General features: G+C 37.5%; 17 protein-coding genes. 11 read left to right on the plus strand and 6 right to left on the minus strand.

The window, feature by feature from the left end; translation table 11 throughout:
* Positions 1–194 precede the first annotated feature (194 nt).
* Both GA0116959_RS04745 and GA0116959_RS04750 read left to right on the plus strand, forming a co-directional pair.
* Positions 195–416, plus strand: a complete 222-nt coding sequence (locus GA0116959_RS04745; RefSeq protein ID WP_053578104.1) for a DUF1653 domain-containing protein — start codon at positions 195–197, stop codon at positions 414–416.
* Positions 417–462: 46 nt separating this feature from the next.
* Positions 463–1,047 (plus strand): O-methyltransferase, encoded by a 585-nt coding sequence (locus GA0116959_RS04750; RefSeq protein WP_092718871.1) that lies wholly within the window; start codon positions 463–465, stop codon positions 1,045–1,047.
* Between the two features lie 37 nt (positions 1,048–1,084).
* Here GA0116959_RS04750 and GA0116959_RS04755 read toward each other — a convergent pair whose 3' ends face one another.
* The gene (locus tag GA0116959_RS04755) at positions 1,085–1,291 is read right to left on the minus strand and encodes a KTSC domain-containing protein (protein ID WP_092718873.1); all 207 of its coding nucleotides are present in this window, start codon (positions 1,289–1,291) and stop codon (positions 1,085–1,087) included.
* 268 nt (positions 1,292–1,559) lie between these two features.
* Positions 1,560–2,123 (minus strand): alkyl hydroperoxide reductase subunit C, encoded by a 564-nt coding sequence (gene ahpC, locus GA0116959_RS04760; protein ID WP_053578101.1) that lies wholly within the window; start codon positions 2,121–2,123, stop codon positions 1,560–1,562.
* 549 nt (positions 2,124–2,672) lie between these two features.
* On the opposite strand from ahpC, the gene GA0116959_RS04765 reads away from it, so the two are divergent.
* From GA0116959_RS04765 to GA0116959_RS04790, 6 genes are all read left to right on the plus strand, one after another.
* Positions 2,673–6,602: a DUF3418 domain-containing protein gene (locus GA0116959_RS04765; protein WP_425304198.1), complete on the plus strand. Its 3,930-nt coding sequence runs from the start codon at positions 2,673–2,675 to the stop codon at positions 6,600–6,602.
* Between the two features lie 26 nt (positions 6,603–6,628).
* A complete protein-coding gene (locus GA0116959_RS04770) occupies positions 6,629–7,747 on the plus strand; it encodes a beta-ketoacyl-ACP synthase III (RefSeq protein WP_092718879.1) in 1,119 nt (372 codons plus the stop codon).
* Between the two features lie 372 nt (positions 7,748–8,119).
* Positions 8,120–10,138: a hypothetical protein gene (locus tag GA0116959_RS04775; RefSeq protein WP_092718882.1), complete on the plus strand. Its 2,019-nt coding sequence runs from the start codon at positions 8,120–8,122 to the stop codon at positions 10,136–10,138.
* Positions 10,139–10,226: 88 nt separating this feature from the next.
* Positions 10,227–11,942, plus strand: a complete 1,716-nt coding sequence (locus GA0116959_RS04780) for an AAA family ATPase (protein ID WP_092719273.1) — start codon at positions 10,227–10,229, stop codon at positions 11,940–11,942.
* Positions 11,943–12,226: 284 nt separating this feature from the next.
* Entirely contained in the window at positions 12,227–13,147 is a 921-nt protein-coding gene (locus tag GA0116959_RS04785; RefSeq protein ID WP_092718885.1) for a LysR family transcriptional regulator, read from the plus strand.
* A 189-nt stretch (positions 13,148–13,336) separates the two neighbouring features.
* Positions 13,337–14,350 carry a sensor domain-containing diguanylate cyclase gene (locus GA0116959_RS04790; protein ID WP_092719276.1) on the plus strand — a complete coding sequence of 338 codons (1,014 nt, stop codon included), beginning with the start codon at positions 13,337–13,339 and terminating at the stop codon, positions 14,348–14,350.
* Positions 14,351–14,389: 39 nt separating this feature from the next.
* Here GA0116959_RS04790 and GA0116959_RS04795 read toward each other — a convergent pair whose 3' ends face one another.
* Positions 14,390–14,842: a DUF441 domain-containing protein gene (locus tag GA0116959_RS04795; protein WP_053578095.1), complete on the minus strand. Its 453-nt coding sequence runs from the start codon at positions 14,840–14,842 to the stop codon at positions 14,390–14,392.
* Between the two features lie 138 nt (positions 14,843–14,980).
* Here GA0116959_RS04795 and GA0116959_RS04800 point away from each other — a divergent pair, with 138 nt between their 5' ends.
* Positions 14,981–15,691, plus strand: coding sequence for a pseudouridine synthase (locus tag GA0116959_RS04800; RefSeq protein ID WP_092718887.1), 711 nt, complete (start codon positions 14,981–14,983; stop codon positions 15,689–15,691).
* Here GA0116959_RS04800 and GA0116959_RS04805 read toward each other — a convergent pair.
* From GA0116959_RS04805 to GA0116959_RS04815, 3 genes are all read right to left on the minus strand, one after another.
* On the minus strand, positions 15,684–16,127 hold the full coding sequence (locus tag GA0116959_RS04805) for a GNAT family N-acetyltransferase (RefSeq protein ID WP_053578093.1): 444 nt from the start codon (positions 16,125–16,127) through the stop codon (positions 15,684–15,686). The genes GA0116959_RS04800 and GA0116959_RS04805 overlap by 8 nt on opposite strands.
* Before the next feature lie 93 nt (positions 16,128–16,220).
* Positions 16,221–16,556 carry a type II toxin-antitoxin system RelB/DinJ family antitoxin gene (locus GA0116959_RS04810; protein WP_053578092.1) on the minus strand — a complete coding sequence of 112 codons (336 nt, stop codon included), beginning with the start codon at positions 16,554–16,556 and terminating at the stop codon, positions 16,221–16,223.
* Positions 16,557–16,669: 113 nt separating this feature from the next.
* Positions 16,670–17,575, minus strand: a complete 906-nt coding sequence (locus tag GA0116959_RS04815; RefSeq protein ID WP_092718890.1) for a pseudouridine synthase — start codon at positions 17,573–17,575, stop codon at positions 16,670–16,672.
* Between the two features lie 133 nt (positions 17,576–17,708).
* Here GA0116959_RS04815 and tsaE point away from each other — a divergent pair, with 133 nt between their 5' ends.
* Both tsaE and mutL read left to right on the plus strand, forming a co-directional pair.
* The gene (gene tsaE, locus GA0116959_RS04820; protein WP_092719279.1) at positions 17,709–18,173 is read left to right on the plus strand and encodes a tRNA (adenosine(37)-N6)-threonylcarbamoyltransferase complex ATPase subunit type 1 TsaE; all 465 of its coding nucleotides are present in this window, start codon (positions 17,709–17,711) and stop codon (positions 18,171–18,173) included.
* 4 nt (positions 18,174–18,177) lie between these two features.
* Positions 18,178–20,136, plus strand: coding sequence for a DNA mismatch repair endonuclease MutL (gene mutL / locus GA0116959_RS04825; protein WP_092718891.1), 1,959 nt, complete (start codon positions 18,178–18,180; stop codon positions 20,134–20,136).
* Positions 20,137–20,140: the final 4 nt, after the last annotated feature.

A 20,140-nucleotide genomic window follows, 5' to 3' on the forward strand; every position in this document is an offset into this window, starting at 1 on the left:
TCTAACATGGCTTAAGTCTCCAAGGGAGTAAATTTATATGCAATGCAGTGATCATAAGGCAATTCAAGGAATAGATAAAACAGTTTGTTTTTATTGTTACGATCGTATAAATAGATTGAGACGTCAGTCAATCTTTTAAGATCAGAAGGCTAATTTTGATTATGATAAACAGACATTTGAATAGGTAAGTATGTATGACGCTTAAAGCAGGAATTTATCAACACTATAAAGGCAATTTATATCAAGTTTTTCACGTGGCAACGCATAGTGAAACAGCAGAAAAATTAGTGGTTTATCAATGTTTATATGGTGATTACTCAATTTGGGTACGACCTTTAGAGATGTTTCAAGAAACGGTTACGCTTGAGAATAACCAGATATTTCCACGATTTAAATTGATTCAAGAAATAGCATAGCAATAATTTTTATTCTAATTTTTAAATTGCAGTTAAGAGATAAAATATGAATTCGGTATTTCAGCAGCGTATGCAAACGTTGTATCAACAATTTATTGCATTTGATGCATTACAAACTGAACGTACTCAGCGCTATCGAAATATTGAACCTGAGTCTGCATTATTTTTAGCGATGCAAATTCGAGTTCAACAATCAAAAAAAATTCTTGAAATTGGTACCTCGACTGGATATTCAACTTTATGGTTGGCAAATGCAGCACAAGAAACGCAAGGGCAGATCACAACGCTTGAAATAGAGCATGATCGAAGTGCTCAAGCTCAGCAGTACGCCCAAGAATTAGGTCTGGATCATGTGATTGATTTTAGAATAGGGGATGCGCAAGCGTTTTTGAACAATAATTTGAATCGCTACGATTTTATTTTATTGGATGCAGAACGTGATGCCTATGTTGATTATTGGAATAATCTACAACATATGATTGCTCCCAAAAGCGGCATTTTGATTGTAGATAATGTAATTTCTCATGCTGCAGAAGTACAAGAATTTATTGCTCTTGTACAAAGTGATGCACGTTTTATCACGACAACGTTGTCTGTGGGGGCTGGTTTATTTTTGGTATGTTACCGATAAATAAATATTTAAAAATCAGGGGATACCCTGATTTTTATTAATTTATAGACACTCGGGTAAAGTGCAAATCATATTCTAGGTATTTGTGCACAAAAGCAGTTTTGTCATTACAACGCAATAAATTATTATAAATAAATTCTGGAACAGGATGGTAAAGTTCACCTGAGCCATTGTTATAAAAAATTTTTAAATAGCGCGAAACCGCATTATATTTATATGAAGTGACTACAAGTGTTGTGCCCATAGATTTCCTCCAAATTTATACTTATAAATGATGTATTAAGCTTTCTATATAACTTGAAATTAAGACAAAAAGTAAAGAGGATGTATAACAATATTGTAATCTTTTCGCCTATTAATCGTGAATATTTTATACCTGAGAAGGACGTCATTTAATTTTAGTCTTATCCTTAAAATTTGTATAAAGCATTTAGCGATGACAATTTTAGAGCATGCATAAAAAATCACGCTAAAAGCGTGATTTTTTTAAGTTAGTTCAATCTAATAGCAGATTAGATTTTACCGACTAAGTCGATTGAAGGCGCTAAAGTTGCATCGCCTTCTTTCCATTTCGCTGGGCAAACTTCACCTGGGTGAGCGTGTACATATTGAGCAGCTTTCACTTTACGAAGAAGTTCTTGAGCATCACGGCCAATACCACCAGCGTTGATTTCAACGATTTGGATTTTGCCTTCAGGATCGATTACAAAAGTACCACGGTCAGCAAGACCAGCAGCTTCGATTAATACTTCAAAGTTTTTAGCAAGTGTCCACGTTGGATCGCCTACCATTGGGTATTCAATTTTCTTAATTTCTTCTGAAGAATCATGCCAAGCTTTATGCGTGAAATGTGTATCAGTAGAAACTGAATAAATTTCAACACCTAATTTTTTGAATTCAGCATAGTTGTCTGCAAGATCACCAAGTTCAGTTGGGCAAACAAAAGTGAAGTCAGCTGGATAGAAGAAAAATACTGACCATTTACCTTTAAGGTCTGCTTCAGTCACTTCAATAAATTGACCGTTAAGGAATGCTTGTGCTTTAAATGGTTTAACTTCTGTATTAATTAAGCTCATCATTGTCTCCGTGAACGAGGTTGTATTTAATTTCTAAGAGAATAGCGAATTTTTTGTTATTGCTGAAACAGTATTTTTACATCATTGAAATCGGAAAAACCGAATCAAGAAGTAAAGCGTATACTTTTTCATCAACTCTAATTCTTTATCAATTAAGTCCTATCAAAATGATAACTTAATGAAAAAAAATCAGTTTTTCAGCTTGCTTAGAGAGATGAAGGCTGATGCTACAGAATTCAAGGGTTAAGCATTTATTTTTTTAATTTTCTTGAGTTTTTCTGTCATAAAAGGAACATATAGGTCCACGACAAGGCATTCAAAGCATGCGTAAAATCAGAATACAGATGCCAGATGCAATGCATAACACAAGCTTTTATCTCTTCAGACTTAATGTATTTTTCTAATTTTAAATAATCTTTACATCAAACGACCTGAAACGCCTTGCGCTTATCTTTCTCTACGCAGCTTTACAGCGTAAAATAGTTAGTTCAATTTTTTGTTTAGGGTACATTATCTGTGGTCAGTCATTTAAATGTAGATCAATGGGTCATGGCACGTGACCGTCATCGTTTAAATCGGCTGCGTAAAGGTAAAGATGCCAGTGAAACGAAATATCAAGAATTATCTGAAAAATCAAACCTACAAGTTCGCGAGCGTCTTTCACGCGTTCCGAATATTAAGCTCAATCAAGACTTACCCGTTACGCAATATAAAGACAAATTGATTGAAGCGATTCAGCAGCATCAAGTGATTATTGTAGCGGGAGAAACTGGTTCAGGAAAAACGACACAACTTCCACAAATTGCAATGCTGGCTGGGCGTGGTTTAACGGGAATGATTGGTCATACCCAACCGCGTCGATTGGCTGCTCGAACTGTATCGCAACGGATTGCTGAAGAAGTCGGTGAAACACTGGGTGAGTCGATCGGTTTTAAAATTCGTTTTAATGAACAAGGTTCACAGGACTCAATTGTTCGTTTAATGACGGATGGTATTTTGTTGGCTGAATTGTCCAATGACCGTTATTTGACCAAATATGACACCATTATTATTGATGAAGCGCATGAGCGTTCACTCAATATTGACTTTATCATGGGATATTTGAAGCAGCTTTTACCACGTCGTAAAGATTTAAAAGTCATCATTACTTCGGCAACTTTAGATGTAAATCGTTTTAGTAACTACTTTTTTAATGCCCCTATTTTTGAAGTAGAAGGGCGCAGTTTTCCAGTCGAATTACGTTATCGTCCCATTTCAGAAATGAGCATTGGAGGGAGTGATGATGATGAATTTGATGATTTTGAAGAAAACTTGCCACGTGCAGTCGTTCAAGCCGTTGAAGAGTGTTTTGCTGATGCACAACAAAAAGGTCATCCTGAGCATGCAGACATTCTCATTTTTGCCAGTACTGAACAGGAAATTCGTGAATTACAAGAAACTTTGCAAAAACATGGGCCACGCCATACCGAAATTTTACCTTTATATGCGCGCTTAGCTATAGCCGAACAGCAAAAGATCTTTAATTCGGGCAGTGGTGGAAGACGAATCATTATTGCCACCAATGTTGCTGAAACAGCATTAACTGTTCCTAATATTCGTTATGTGATTGACAGTGGTTTTGCTCGGATTTCACGGTATAGCTATCGTTCAAGAGTACAGCGTTTACCTATTGAAGCAGTATCTCAAGCTGCTGCCAATCAGCGTAAAGGACGTTGTGGTCGTATTGCACCGGGTGTATGTATCCGCTTGTATTCTGAAGATGATTTTTTGGGCCGTCCTGAATTTACCGAGCCTGAAATTAAGCGCACGAACTTGGCTTCGGTCATTTTACAGATGCAGAGCTTAAATTTGGGGGAGTTAGAAAATTTTGATTTTATTGAGCCGCCAGATCATCGTTTAGTGAATGATGGACGTAAGTTACTGATTGAACTTGGTGCGATGACCGAAAAGGGGAGTACTGTTCAGCGCATAGAAACACAACAGGCTCAATCTATTGTACAAAATGCCGATTCTAAATCTGCAAATTCTGGTAAATTTTCTTCAAATAAAGCAGAACAAAATAATGGCTTAACTAAAATTGGTCAACAAATGGCGAAAATGCCAATTGACCCACGTTTAGCACGCATGATTTTAGGCGGTGCACATTTTGGTGTCTTAAATGAAGTGTTGATTATTGTGGCAGCGCTGGCTGTACAAGATCCACGTGAACGCCCGAATGATAAACAAACCCAAGCCGATCAGAAGCATGCTTTATTTAAAGAAGGTGACTCTGACTTTCTGTTTTATATTAAGTTATGGGAAACCCTACAAAATAACCGTGCTTCAATGAATGAAAATAAACGGCGTAATTTTGCACGTCAGCATTTTTTAAGCTGGTTGCGTTTGCGTGAATGGAAGAAAACCCATGAGCAACTGACTGAATTAGCACAAGGTTTAAAGCTTTCGTTTAATGAAAAAAAAGCCAGTTATGAAAATCTACATCGTGCTTTATTGACAGGGTTGCTTTCCTTTATTGCCAATAAGACAGATGAAAAAAATATCTATATGGCAGTGCGTCAGCAAAAAGCCCGAATTTTCCCTGCCTCCACCTTACATAAAGGCGCTGCATCTTGGGTGATGGCCTTCGAGATGGTGGAAACTTCACAGGTTTATTTGCGGACTTTGGCTAAAATTGAGCCTGAATGGATCTTGCTCGCCGCACGTGATTTATTGAAACATCATTATTTTGAACCCCATTGGTCGAAAAAAGCTGGCGTCGTCAATTGTTATGATCAGATTTCTTTGTTTGGCTTAATTATCGAACCTAAGCGTTTAATGAACTATGACAAGGTTGATCAAGCTGCAGCGCATGAAATATTTCTGCGTGATGCTTTAACCACGGGTCATTTGGGCATTACACCGCCCTTTTTAAAGCATAATTTACATAAACTCGAAGAAGTAGAACGTGTTGAAGATAAATTACGTCGTCGAGATTTAGTGGTCGATGAGGAAACGATTTACCAGTTCTATGCAACTAAAGTCCCTGCTGAGGTTGCGAGTCGTCGGACATTTGAAGATTGGCGCGCAACAGTTGAACCACAAAATCCACAATTTCTATTTGTGGATGATGATGCACTGTGGATGAACGATCGTCCAACTACACAGCAATTTCCTGATCATTTACACAATGGTTCATTGCGTTTGGCGGCCAGTTATCGCTTTGACCCGAGTCATGATGAAGATGGCGCAACCGTAAAAATTCCATTGGCGGCACTCTCTCAGATTGACGAAAATATTTGGTCATGGGGAATTCCGGGTTGGCGACCAGATTTGATTGACGCTTTATTAAAATCCTTGCCTAAAGATAAACGACGTAATTTGGTGCCTATTCCAGATACCACGCGGAAATTGCTGTCTCGTATAGATGCGGTAAATTTACGCGAGCACATTTTCAGTTATTTGGCTTTCCAGTTGCGTGGTGAGCAAATTAGTGTAAAAGATTTTTCATTCGAGCGGGTAGACCAGTACTTATTACCATTCATTAAAGTGATGGATGAAAAAGGACGTGTTATTGAGCAAGGGCGTGATTTGACTGAACTCAAAGCCCGTTGTCGTGCGGAAACGCATAGTCCTGTGAAACAATTAAAAGGTGAATTTAAAACTTTCCCAGAAAGCTTTACTTTTGAAGCATCACAAAAAGTAACGGGTGTCATTGTCAAACAATATCAAGCCTTAGTCCCGACCAAAGCTTTTGCGGAGCTCAGTGTAAAAGATGATTCAGGGGTGGTCATTCAAACCTTCAATGATCAGATGGAAGCAATTCGACAGCACAGAGAAGGCGTCATTCATTTAGTGCATATGCAATTGGGAGATTTGGTTCGTCAACTCAAGAAACAGATTTCAAAATCTTTGGCTTTGGCTTATTCACCGCTTGGAGATAAAGCTAAATTAGAACAAATTTTGATATATGCTACTTTGCAAATGAGCATTATAGATCTACCTGTCAATGCTGAAGAGTTTCAAAAGTTAATTTTAAATGTAAAAAAATCTTTCCTAAGTCGTGGACAAGAGGCATTATTGATATTGAGCGATATTTATATTCAATGGCAGGATATTCGTCGAAAACTCTTGGTTTTAGATGATTCCCTCTTTGGAAAAAATATTGATGATATTGAAGATCAGCTTGATTTGATGAGTCTTTCCAATTTTGTCTATGTTAAATCTTCAGACACATGGCAGGAATTCCCGCGTTATTTAAAGGCTCTAGTTTTGCGTCTAGAACGCTTGCCAAATAACTTACAACGAGATAACTCAGCGATTGATCAGGTTGATCCTTGGATGGAAAAATTATTTAAGTTTAAAAATGACGCTCGCCTGAAGGAACTGTACTTCATGATTGAAGAGCTGCGCATTTCTTTGTTTTCTCAGCCTATGAAAACAAAAATGCCCATTTCTCCAGCCAGATTGCAAAAAGTATGGAATCAATTGGGTGTCAGTTAACATAGCGATATAAGTAGGAGTTTTACATGGGCATTCGTATTACAGGTACTGGTCTTTATCATCCAGAAGAATCCATTAGCAACCAAGAGTTAGTGGAAACTTTAAATGCTTATGTGGAACAATTTAACCACGACCATGCAGATAAAATTGAAACTGGTGAAGTTGAAGCGCGTCGCGGTTCAAATGCAGAATTTATAGAAAAAGCCTCTGGGGTTAAAAGTCGTTATGTGATTGAAAAAGATGGCATATTAGATCCAAACCGTTTGCGTCCACGTTTAGCAGAGCGCAGTGATGATGAACTTTCCATTCAAGCTGAGTGGGGCGTGATTGCAGCGAAACAAGCCATGCAAAATGCAGCCGTGACGGCTGAAGATATTGATGTGGTTATTTTGGCGTGTTCTAATTTACAACGTGCTTATCCTGCTGTTGCCATTGAAATTCAGACCGCACTCGGAATACAAGGTTATGCCTATGATATGAATGTGGCGTGTTCTGCAGCAACTTTTGGGCTTAAGCAAGCCTATGATGCCGTGCAGTCTGGCGCACGTCGTGTATTGTTAGTCAATGTTGAAATCACTTCAGGTCATACCGATTATCGTTCGCGCGACTGCCACTTTATTTTTGGTGATGTGGCGACGGCTTCAATTATTGAAAATACGACTAGCAAAACAGGATTTGAAATATTAGATACCCATTTATTTACCCAATTCTCAAATAATATTCGTAATAATTTTGGTTTTTTAAATAGCTCAGAATTGACCTCACGTGATGATAAGCAATTCCGTCAGGATGGTCGTAAAGTCTTTAAAGAAGTTTGTCCTTTAGTTGCGAAAATTATTACCACACAACTCGAAAAAAATGACATTGAAGCTACACAGGTAAAACGTTTTTGGTTACATCAGGCTAATGTCAACATGAATGAACTCATTCTGAAATTGGTAGTAGGTAAAGCTGTAGCTGAAGCAGATCCAGCATTAGTTCCAATTATTTTGGATGAATTTGCGAATACTTCTTCAGCAGGTGTCATGATCGCTTTGCATCGCACCGCCCATGAAGTAAATAATGGTGAATATGGCGTATTGTGTTCATTTGGTGCAGGGTATTCAGTGGGTTCAATTTTGGTACAAAAACATATAGTGGTTTAAATGTCATATTAAAATCATGCTATTAAAACAAAGAGAGTGATTCAGGAAGAATCACTCTTACAGGTTGATTGTGATTGTTATAGGATTTGATGAAATTTGATTTATCCATCTTAGTCCCTAATATTTTTGATAAGACTGTGACAGAACACTGTCACAGTCTTTTTATGTTTTTAATTTAAAAAACAACAAATGCTCAAAATAAAATAATAATGTGTGAGGAATGAATTTAAAGTATAGTTTTTGATCATGGATTGGTACATTATGCTAATCAGAATTCATCACTGCTTTTAGTTGGCCATCACTTTTATATCGACGCCATAATCAGTATGTGAAAAACTTAAGAACAGAGGTGATCCACAGTCGAGGTCAGTTATGCAGCAGGAGCATCTACAAGCAGATATTTTAATATCACAATATCAAAAGATTGCGGAACAGCTCGTGAGAGTTTCGCCTCAGTTGAATGATATTGTTCAAGATCAACTGAGTATTATTGGTCATTTGACGCCACAAAATATGTTTCGGATTGATCAAGCCGCACATACAGTATTTATTGCCAATGGATTATTACAACTTAAATTTCATCCACCTACTGCAGATAAAAAAAATATAGTACAGCGTGATTTTACTTTTCGAGGACAAAAAGCAGAGTTGTTAGAAGAGTTTTTATTGCATGATTTATATTTTTTAACGCAAGATTTAAAGCCACAACACACCCTTTTTCTGCGTCAAAAAGTGCAACAATTTCGAAAGCTGCTGCTTGATCAGGTGTTTGATTGGGTCAATGGACAGCAAAGGGTCCACTCTTTTTTATCACATCTGACTTTGGCAGAAGCAGAGCTAATAGATCATCTAATGATGAGTGCCGATTTTTATTCCTCAGCTATTTTGACCGACTCTGTACAGCTTGCTAGTGAATTGCCTAATACCGTCATTCAGACCATACAAAAAATGTGTCATTTGGAGGTCATGTCTAGTGATGAGTTTCTGCCTATTCAACTCTTGATGGAATGTTGGGACGATTTTTGTTTTAGCGCGGCACAATTTTTACCTGCGCCGATGTATCGCATTATGGCGCTTTCGTTTGAAGAGCGTTTTAATTTAAATGAATTGATTGAATATCAAGATGATATTGTGTTGTTGTATCGCCATGCACAAGAAAAATCACATTTATTGGGATTCGTACGTTTAATGCAACGTGAACTCTGGTCACGTGACGACCTCTTGTCTAAATATAATTTCCTGTATAGCAGCTCAACAGTCTGGCAAAAAAAAGTAGCCAAACTGCCACTTTTTGATTATTCACGTACTGTAAATTGGTTATTTAAACAATCAAGTGATGTACTGGATTGGATCAGTTCTCATATTCAACATAGCAGTGTTCGGGTTGCAGTGACTGCTTTAAGCTTCATTGATACTAGTCAGGTGCATTCACAGGTTATTTTAGCCACTTTACAGTATTTTCAGCAAACTTCAGCGCGGATGTTTATCCATAGCTGTCATTATTATGCGATGCAAGAATCGTGGTTTGACCCTGAAAATAATCATTCAATGATTTTAAAAGGACAGAAACAATCTTTAGATGATCAGCGCATTGCGATTAGCCCTTCTATTTTGTATCTGGATGAGTGGATGCAGCTCATGCAAAGTATGGTTCAAAAAAACGATCAGTCTGTTAAAATAATATATTTGCGTTTAAGTCGTGTCATGCAAACATATATGCTGCACTTGCACCACATTAGCGTTGCATTGCCCGAAGATTTAATCGTGTATATCCATCCAGAAACCCATCAAAATCGTGATTTTTATGGTGTATTACAACGACATAAAATGCAGTTAGATGAGTTTAGGTCACAATTCTATTTACGGGGTCATCATATTCGTGTTTCTATTTTTGATTCGTTTGTACGTGATTATTTAGTTGATTATTTTGCTGATAATAAAATGATATCTAAACATGTCTCTTGGATGGGGTTATTTCAACACGCTATTGTTTGGCATGATCAAGTTCAAAAACAAGATATTATGAGCCAGCTTAAGAAAAATCTTGCTCAGCCATTACAACCGATGATGCCTGAACAATGTATACAGTTTTTAGGTTGGAGTTTTGAAGAGCTCGCAGATTTAGACCGAATTATTCAGGAATCTAAAAAGTGTCACAATTGTTTGGCAGCAAGTTATGCACAGCGAATTATTGAAAAAGAATATGTGGCATTTCATATGGCTTCACAAACGGGTAAGCATCATATGACTTTGGGATGTTATCTTAAAGATGGACAATTGATTTATGATCAGCTGGAGTATGCACACAATAAAAAGACAGAATATCTCTTTGTAAATATCGCGCTTCAATTTATCTCTTGGTTAAACACCGAATATGCACCTTTTAAGTGACACCAGATGACGTTAAACTTTTTTCTAGACTTAACTTTTGGAGAAAAAATCGGTAGGCTATAGCCGTTAATTTATGGTTATAGGTCTTATGAAACAAGAAACTGCACTTAAGCTTCTAAAAGCAGGCGAAAATGTCTTTTTAACAGGTTCGGCTGGTGCAGGAAAAACCTATACACTCAATCAGTACATCAATTACTTGAAAGCGCGTAAAGTTCCCGTTGCTATCACTGCATCAACAGGGATTGCAGCTACACATATGAATGGCATGACTATTCATACTTGGGCTGGCATAGGCATTAAAGATTTTTTATCTGATGCTGATTTAAAAAATATGAAGGAACGTAAATATTTAAAAGAGCATTTGGAAAATGCCCAAGTATTGATTATCGATGAAATTTCAATGTTACATGCGAAGCAGTTGAATTTGGTCAATCAGGTTTTAAAATATTTTAAAGAAAGTGATGAAGCATTCGGTGGAATTCAGGTCATTGTCGCGGGAGACTTTTTTCAGTTGCCACCAGTAGGTAAAAAAGAAGAGAGCAACCGTGATAAATTCTGTTTTATGTCAGATGCATGGGTGGAAGCCAAATTTCGTGTGTGTTACTTGACTGAACAGCATCGTCAAGGTAACGATTATTTAAATGACATCTTAAATGCGATTCGCAGTCAAACAGTCAGTACCGAACATCTGCAGGCATTAAAACAAACAGGTGAGCAAAATATTGGTGAAACCTTTACCCGTTTATATACTCACAATATGGATGTAGACAGTATCAATTTTAAGCATTTGAATGCGATTGATGCCGAGGAGCGACAGTTTGCTGCGCTCTGTGACGGGAATGATAAACTCATTGACACTTTAAAGTCTTCGGTACGCGCGCCCGAAAACCTGACTTTGAAGAAAAATGCCAAAGTCATGTTTGTGAAAAATAACTTTGACATGGGTTACATTAACGGCAGTCTGGGTGAAGTGATCGGATTTGAAGAAGATGATGATCATGGCATTTTACCGAAAGTAAAATTGACAGATGGGACAGTTCTGATTGTGCCACCTGAAACATGGTCGGTCGATAATGAAGCAGGAAAAACCATTGCCAGTTTTCAGCAAATTCCTTTACGTTTGGCATGGGCGATTACGATTCATAAATCACAAGGAATGACTTTAGAATCGGCTGAAATTAATTTGGCCAATACCTTTGAAAAAGGTCAGGGCTACGTCGCATTATCACGTTTAAAAGCGTTAGATGGCCTGAAATTGTTGGGGATCAATCAGCAAGCTTTAGAGTTGGATAGTTTGTCAATTAAAGCAGACCGACGTTTTCAGGAGTTGTCAGTCGAAGCTGAAAATCATTTTGAACTTATTGATTTGGCACCACAACATAAAGCATTTATTCGACATTGTGGCGGTACGCTGAACGAAACTGAAATTACGCGAAACGAAAAGAAAATAGCTAAAAGTGGTACTAAAACCAATTATGCCACGGCTACACTGGATGAAACTCGTGCACTGTTTGAAGAAGGTTATGAAATTCAGGATATTGCGGTTGAACGTAGCCTAACACCTGCGACCATTATCAATCATTTGGCAAAGCTGCATAAAGAACAGGGTCTTGATATTTCCGTGGCACATCCCGGTGAGGAAGTGGTTGAGCAAGTGCGAAAAATTTACAAGCGTTTAATTAAGCGTCAAAGTCCTGAAAATTTCAGTGAAGATGGCGTCATTAAACTGCGTCCTATTGTTGAATTGACCAGCCCCAAAATGGGCTATGATCAAGTGCGTTTGGCTTTGCTTTTTGTTGAATAAAGACCAATATGTCGATGAAAAATATTTTATAGGCCATAAATTCAGTCTAGTCTTGCCTAATCTATTTTTATGAGTCAAAAAATTCCCCTTAATTGTGGGGATTTTTTCAAGTGCTTCGCATAATGTGTTGTCTTACTTGGCTTCATTACCACTAGGCGTCTAATTTTTTAAAGAAGAGACTTTTTGTTGAAAAGATCATCGAATAGAAACAAAGGTGAAAATCATTAATTGATTTTATGATAAGATGAGATTTATTCATTTAAATATTGTTATTGGTTTTGTTCATGCTTGAAATTCGCCATTTAAAAACCTTAACTGCATTGCGTGAACATGGTTCATTGGTTGCTGCCGCGAATGATTTGTGTTTAACGCCGTCGGCTATTTCACATCAATTAAAAGAATTGGATCATTGGTACGGCGTAGAAGTGGTCAATCGTCGTAGCAGACCAGTAACATTTTCAAATGTAGGACAGCGTTTACTTAAATTGGCTGATGATGTATTGCCACAAATTCAAATTACTCAAACAGATATTACCCGTATAGTGCATGGTCAGACAGGAAGAATTATTTTCTCATCCGAGTGTCATAGCTGTTTTGACTGGTTAATGCCCTTATTAAATCAGTATCGCCATCAATATCCTGATGTTGATTTAGATTTTGCTTCAGGTTTTGAATCAAATCCACATGAACTGTTGCAAAACAATGAATTTGATCTATTAATTACAGCCGACCCAATTGCTTTAAAAGGGATTGAATATTTCCCAATTTTTGAATATGAATCACGGTTGGTCTTATCCAATACCCATCCCTTGGTAAGAGTAGAGCGTATTAATGTCCAAGAGTTAGCAGATGAGACATTAATTACCTACCCAGTGGATAAACACCGTTTAGATATCATGTCGAAATTATTTATTCCCGCCAACATTTTACCGAAACATATTCGTACCACCGATTTAACCCAAATGCTGATTCAGTTGGTGGCAAGTGGACGGGGTATTGCTGCTTTACCCGATTGGGTAGTGAATGAGTATGAACAAAAAGGCTGGGTGACTTCTCGACGTTTACACTGTGTTTCGTCTACAGGACTACGTCGTACTTTATATGCAGGTTATCGAATTGAAGAAAAAGAAAAAAGCTATTTCGAGGGTTTTTTAAAGCAACTGGCAAAATTTTCTCAAAAACGAAACCAGTATTATTCTTCTTAAATGAGGATTGATCTGAAAATGAAGAGCTGATTTATACCCAGCTCTTCTAAAAAATGACAAAATAAATGAATTACATAAATATTAAAAATAATGAGAATTGCATCGAATAAAAGCTATACAAGGATATATAAAATTTCTAAAATTCGTGTGGATATTTTTAACTCACATGACTCTTTTTCAGGTCTATTTATGCCTAAACCTAAACCGCCTTCACATAAGCAATTGTTATCCGTTATTCAAACACAAACTGCTATTGCAAAGCTTGGACTTGATTTGAATGCAGTGATGACTTTGGTTGCAGAGCAGGTTCAAAGCATTACTCAAGCCAAAGGGGCAGTGGTTGAATTAGCCGAAGATGGAGATATGGTGTATCGGGCAGTATCTGGGGGTGCATCGCATTTTTTGGGCTTAAGATTAAAACTTCAAAATAGTTTATCGGGTTTATGTATTGCCCAAAATACCACTTTATATTGCAAAGATAGTGAAGTTGATTTACGTGTTGATCGAGAAGCATGCCGTCGAGTTGGTTTGCGCTCGATGGCTGTTGTGCCTTTAATTCATTGCGGTGAAGCCATTGGTGTACTCAAAATTTATTCAGAAAATGTGAATGCCTTTAAAGCCGAAGATTTGCAAATTTTAACGCTCATGTCAGAGTTAATTGCTGCGGCAATGTACCATGCAACCAAGTTTGGGGCGCAAGAATTATATAAATTAGCCACTCAAGATCATTTAACAGGTTTGGCCAATCGGGCTTTATTTTTAGACTGTTTACGTCAAGGGGTTGAAAAAGCAAAAACAGAGAACAAGACTTTAGGCATACTCATGATTGATATGGACGGGTTAAAACCCATCAATGATGAATTTGGACATCGCATGGGAGATGCTGCTTTAAAGGAAATGGCAAAGCGTATCTTAACCAATACTCACCATGAAGACTTGGTCGCCCGTTTGGGAGGAGATGAATTTGCTGTCATTTTGAGTTCTAATGGGCAGCAGAGTGTTGCAAAAGCAGCAATGAACAAAATAGCTGAAGCCTGTGGTTTACCCTTTGCTTTTGAAAATGTACGACTAACTATTGGTGCCAGTATTGGTTTGGCTGTTTATCCAGAAAATGCACAAGATTTAGAGCATTTATTAGAATATGCAGATTTAAAAATGTATGAAAATAAGAGACAAAAAAAGCAAACCATACTGCAAATTTAAACGCAAAATTTTCTCAGTTTAAAATCTTGATTCCAATATTTATGATGTTCCGATAAATAGCGTCAAGAGACCTGCGGCAATTAAAGGCCCAACAGGTACACCGCGTAATGCCGCAACACCTGCAACCGTGCCAATCAACAACCCCGCTACAACATCTGGTTGATTGGTCATCAATTTGACACCGCGACCGCCTAGCCAAGCCACCAAAAGACCAATCGCAATTGCAAGTAATGATTTCCAGCTCATAAAGGATTTTAAAATGGCTTCGCCGGGAATTTTCCCACTGGCGATTGGCGTTAAAACGCCAATCGTTAAAATAATAATGCCAATGTTGAGACCGTGTTGTTGTAAATAAGGAAAAAACTCACTCAGTGGGGTAATTCGAAATACAATCAGCACACCAGCTGCAATAGTGACAGCACTATTGTGACTAAAAATACCGCAAGCCAATAAAACCAACAACACGATCAGATTTAAATCTATATGAGACATTATTTGGGGGAGAGATAACAAAACAAAGCTTATTGTAGCGGGTTTTAAGCTTTAATTGATGATTAAAAATAGTGGATTATTAAAATATTATCCATTTCCGTATAGAATGCTTTTATTGAGAAAATGAAGGACCAAATTATGTTTTTGGAAAGAATGTTGCAATCACAAGGTTTTGGTTCGCGTAAACATTGTCAACAACTGATTAAAAATGGAGCGGTCTCGATTGAGGGAGAAAAAATTGATCAACCTAAGCATAAACTTGATTTAAATAATTTGAGTTTTTCTGTCTATGATAAACATTTTGAGTATCGTGAAAAGGTCTATATTGCTTTAAATAAACCACAAGGTTATGAATGTTCTCATCAAGCTACCCATCATTTTAGTGTATTTGATTTTTTTAATGATGTGTTAAGGAATCGTGGTTTGCAATGTGTTGGACGTTTGGATCAAGATACCAGTGGGCTTTTATTGCTCACTGATGATGGTCAGTTTTTACAAGCTTTAACGCATCCGAAAAAGCATGTGGCGAAGGTTTATCGGATGCAAACGGTTGATCCTGTGACCGAGCAGCAAATTTTACAATTACAACAGGGTGTTGAATTGCACAATGAATCTGGCGTTTTTGCAGCCACAAGTATTGTTCAACTTGCAGAAAATGAATTACAGATGACCATTCATCAAGGTGTTTACCATCAAGTTAAGCGAATGCTTGCTGCTGTAGGCAATAAAGTTGAACGATTACAGCGTCAACAAATTGGCGCTTTAACCCTGCCAGAATTAGAGCAAGGCAAATGGATATATCTAAATGCTGAACAAGTTGAATTAGCGAAAACCCGCATGACTACTTAAGAAAACAGTGATAAGTCTGAAATTCATTATCTTTAACAAATCCCATTTGTTCATAGAGCTGATGGGAATGATAATTATTTTTTTGTGTTTCTAGGCTAATACGTTGCGCGTTTTCATGCCGTGCAAATAAAATAGCAGTATCAATCAATTGTTTTGCAGAACCTTGACGACGATAAATTGGCGTAACATACACATCATCCAAAATATAATAAATAGAACAGGCAACAGATGAAAAACCCATATATAACAATACAAAGCCAGTGAAAATATCATCTTTTACATGAACAAAAATAACACTTTCTTGGTTTAGAAATCGTTGTTTTAAAAATTGATAAGAAAGTTCTAAATTTGAGGATGCCCCATAAAACTGTCGATATTCATCAAATAAAACAGCAAGTGGTTGTAAATCTTCTAAAGTCGCACGTCTAACGATCATACTTTTACTCCATGCTTTTTTATTGTATTGGCATGAAGCATACCTAAATTTTTATCAAATTTTTTCTAAATTTTGTTTGTAAATGCAACACTGTTAAGTTTTGTCACTCTCACCCAAAATTGCATTCAGTTCTTCAAATAAATCTAAATGATCATCATCCTCTAAATTTAATTCTTGTTCAGTAGAAATAGAAGATTCTAAATCACCATGAACTGGGTTTTGTTGCTTGAGTTTACGAAGTTTAATGAGTTGTTCTAAATTAATACTCTGATTTTCAATAGAAAATGGGATAGATTTGGTGAGAACCACTTGCTTGAAAAAAAGTCGCACTGCTTGGGCAGGTGTAATCCCCAATTGTTTAAAAACAGCAAAAGCATGTTTTTTTTCTTGGGAGTCAAGTCTGATTTGATAAACTTCTGTTTTTCTCATGATTTTAAAGGCATCTAATTACTTAACTTTTCAGCATTTATTCTAATCGAATCGAATTGAATTTCAATGTTCATACATCACATTTTCTAAAATATTTTGTAATGACAAGCATATTACAACGTCAAGTCAAAATGAGATGAAAAAGACATTTCATTCAAGCTGATAGGGTCAATAAAACGAATGTGTTTGGCTAAAAGTTGAAGTGGTGAAGAGAAATCATTTTCTAACTTGTGTTCGACGACAGGATAAAAGGGGTCATTTTTAATAGGGAGCCGTAAATGGTTTAAATGGACTCGCAATTGATGCTGCTTTCCTGTAATCGGTTGCAGTTGATATTTACCCCAAACGGTATTGTGTTCGAGTAAATCAATTTCGGTTTCACTATTTACAGTTCCAGCAACCACTTGCATGGTATAGAACGGTTCACCTTTTTCCATTCTTAAACATACATTACATGGAAATATGACATCTGAATGATAAGGCGCAATAGCATGATAGGTTTTTTTCACTTCACGTTTTGCAAACATTTCTTGATAAATAGCTCGGCTACATGCTTGTTTTGAAAATAAAACCACGCCTGCCGTTTCACGATCAAGACGATGAATTGGAGTTAAAACATCATTTCCAGTTTGTTGTTTTAAACGAACCAACAAGGTCTGTTGAACATATTTTCCTGTTGGACTCATGGTTAAAAAATGGGGTTTATCGACCACCAATAAATGTTCATTTTCGAACAAAATTTTGTGCTCAAAAGGAACATGAGTTTCGTGTGGCAAAAAGCGATAATAAAAAATATGACTATTTTGTATATAGTCTGATTCAAGATTTAAAATATGACCCGTTGTATCAAAAATCAAACCCTCAGAGAAGCGCTGCTGCCACTCAGTTAAAGCAATATGTGGAAATTTGTGACAAAGATATTCATAGACACTTTTTGGTAAAGGAGAGCATGTCGGAAGGAATACTTTGCTGGCGCTCACCCCGTTCATGGTGGGTGGAATAAATTCAGTTTTGGTCATGGATTACATCGTGGTAGATCAATAAAATTTGCGATCAAATGTAGCAAAATATGCACATTTGACTGTCGGAGCATGGGCATTAAAGCAGCGTGGTGCTATCATAATTGTTCTTTTGAATCTTGTCGTGAATAAAATGCAGTATTCATTTACTTTAGCTTTAAACAATGAAGACGCTACCCAAAATTTAGCACAGGTTTTGGCACAGCATTTTACGATTGGAGTCGTGTATTTGGTGGGAGACTTAGGTGCTGGAAAAACCACACTGAGTCGTTATTTTTTACACGCTTTAGGGCATCAGGGTGCGGTGAAAAGTCCAACTTATACTTTGGTTGAACCCTACAATATTCAGGGAAAAGATATTTTTCATTTTGATTTATATCGCTTAAATGATCCTTATGAATTAGAACTAATGGGCATTCGTGATTATTTAGATACACCAAAGGCACTCTTTTTATTCGAATGGCCATCAAAAGGTGGCGATGAGATTCCACAAGCAGACCTCATTATTCATCTTGAAAAATCTGAAGATCAACTGTCACGTGTTGCTACTTTAAGTTTTTCATCGGAAGAATTAAAACATGCCTTAGAGAGTCAATAAAACAATGCCTGATGATTTAAGTCAACGTCGTATTCTCGCGCTAAATCCTGCGCTGGCAAACCAAATTGCTGCGGGTGAGGTGATTGAACGTCCAGCTTCTGTAGTCAAAGAGTTATTAGAAAATGCGATTGATGCAGGCGCGACGGAACTGATCGTTCGAGTTGAGCAAGGCGGCAGCACTTTAATTGAAATTATGGATAATGGGCGTGGCATTCACTCAGAAGATTTAGCACTCGCTGTTATGCGTCACGCGACCAGTAAAATTCAAACAGCTGATGACTTACATGCCATTGTTAGTTTGGGTTTTAGAGGTGAGGCATTAGCCTCAATAGCTGCCGTTTCGCGTTTAACTTTGATCAGTAGTCAAAATGAAGAAGGCATTGGCTATCAGGTCGAAGTCAATGGAACTGCTTTTGATCATCAAGAAATTCAGGCAGTAGCATCGGCAAGAGGAACCCATATTCGTGTGCAGGATTTATTTTTTAACGTGCCTGCACGGCGTAAATTTTTAAAAAAACCAAGTACAGAATTTGGCCATATAGAAGAAATCGTACGTCGTTTGGCGTTGACACATTTTGATATTCGTTTTGTGTTGGAACATAACCATAATATTCGTCTGAATTTACCGATTGCGGACAGTGGCGAGCTGCGTTTTCAGCGTGTGCAGCAATTGTTGGGTCGACAGTTTAGTGAAAATGCCTATTGGATAGATGCAGACAGTATTAGCATGCGCTTATCTGGCTGGTTAGGGCATCCATCCGATGCGCGTTCACAAGCAGATTTACAATATGTTTATGTGAATGGGCGAATTGTAAAAGATAAAACCATTTCCCATGCTTTGCGCATGGCGTATGAAGGAATTTTACATGGTCATCAACATGCAGCCTATTTGCTATTTTTAGAAGTTGATCCAGAAAATATTGATGTTAATGTCCATCCGACTAAACATGAAATCCGATTTTTAAATCAGCGTGAAGTGCATGAATTTGTGCGTCATTATGCCAAGAACACCTTATCTCAGTTTCAAACAGCCAGTGCAGATTTAGCTCAGGCTATGAAACCAGAGGATCAACTGTCGAATAATTTGCAGGCACAGCATCCTCGTTATCAAGAACAATTTCAATTGCACCGTTCTGTTGAAAAGGTTCAGATGAATGTGCCAACTGAACCTTCGAACGAGTTGTTAAACGATTTTAATGCCAGTAGTCCTCAAGTTGTGCAGTATTCCATGCAGACACAAACGTCCCATAGTGGTTCACAGCAATTGAATAATGCATTGCAAAGCTATCTGGCGCCATTACGTGCAGCTCATCATTCTGATGAAGCAGGTGCTGAGTTAAAGCAGTTTGAGCAAAGTGGGTCTGTGCATGTGGATGAGCATCCTTTGGGGATTGCAATTGCACAGCTTCATGGGATTTATATTTTGGCGCAAAATACTGAAGGCCTTATTATGGTCGATATGCATGCAGCGCATGAACGTATTGTCTTACAGCAAATGAAATCTGCATGGGATAAACCTGAATTTTGGACTTCACAACAATTGCTCATTCCCAAAGTTATTACGATTACACGGATGCAAGCGATGCGCGTGGATGAGCTGAAAGATCAATTGATGCGTTTAGGGCTCGAGATTGACCAATATGGCGATGAACAAGTCATTGTTCGAGGTGTACCTGCCATTTTACATAAAGCTAATTTTGACGCATTGGTACCTGAATTGTTGAATGATTTAGATCCAAATGATGAAGCACAAGGGTTGCTGCAAAAGCGCGACCAAATTTTAGCAGGTATGGCCTGTCATGGTGCGGTACGTGCTCACCGAATGCTCAGTCTTTCTGAAATGAATGCATTACTCCGTCAAATGGAACAAACTGAATTTGCCAGTCAATGTAATCATGGTCGTCCAACTTGGCGTGCTTTTCCATTGTCCCAATTAGATAAACTTTTTGCTCGAGGAGAGTAGTTTT

The organism is Acinetobacter albensis (assembly GCF_900095025.1).
Classification (GTDB): domain Bacteria; phylum Pseudomonadota; class Gammaproteobacteria; order Pseudomonadales; family Moraxellaceae; genus Acinetobacter; species Acinetobacter albensis.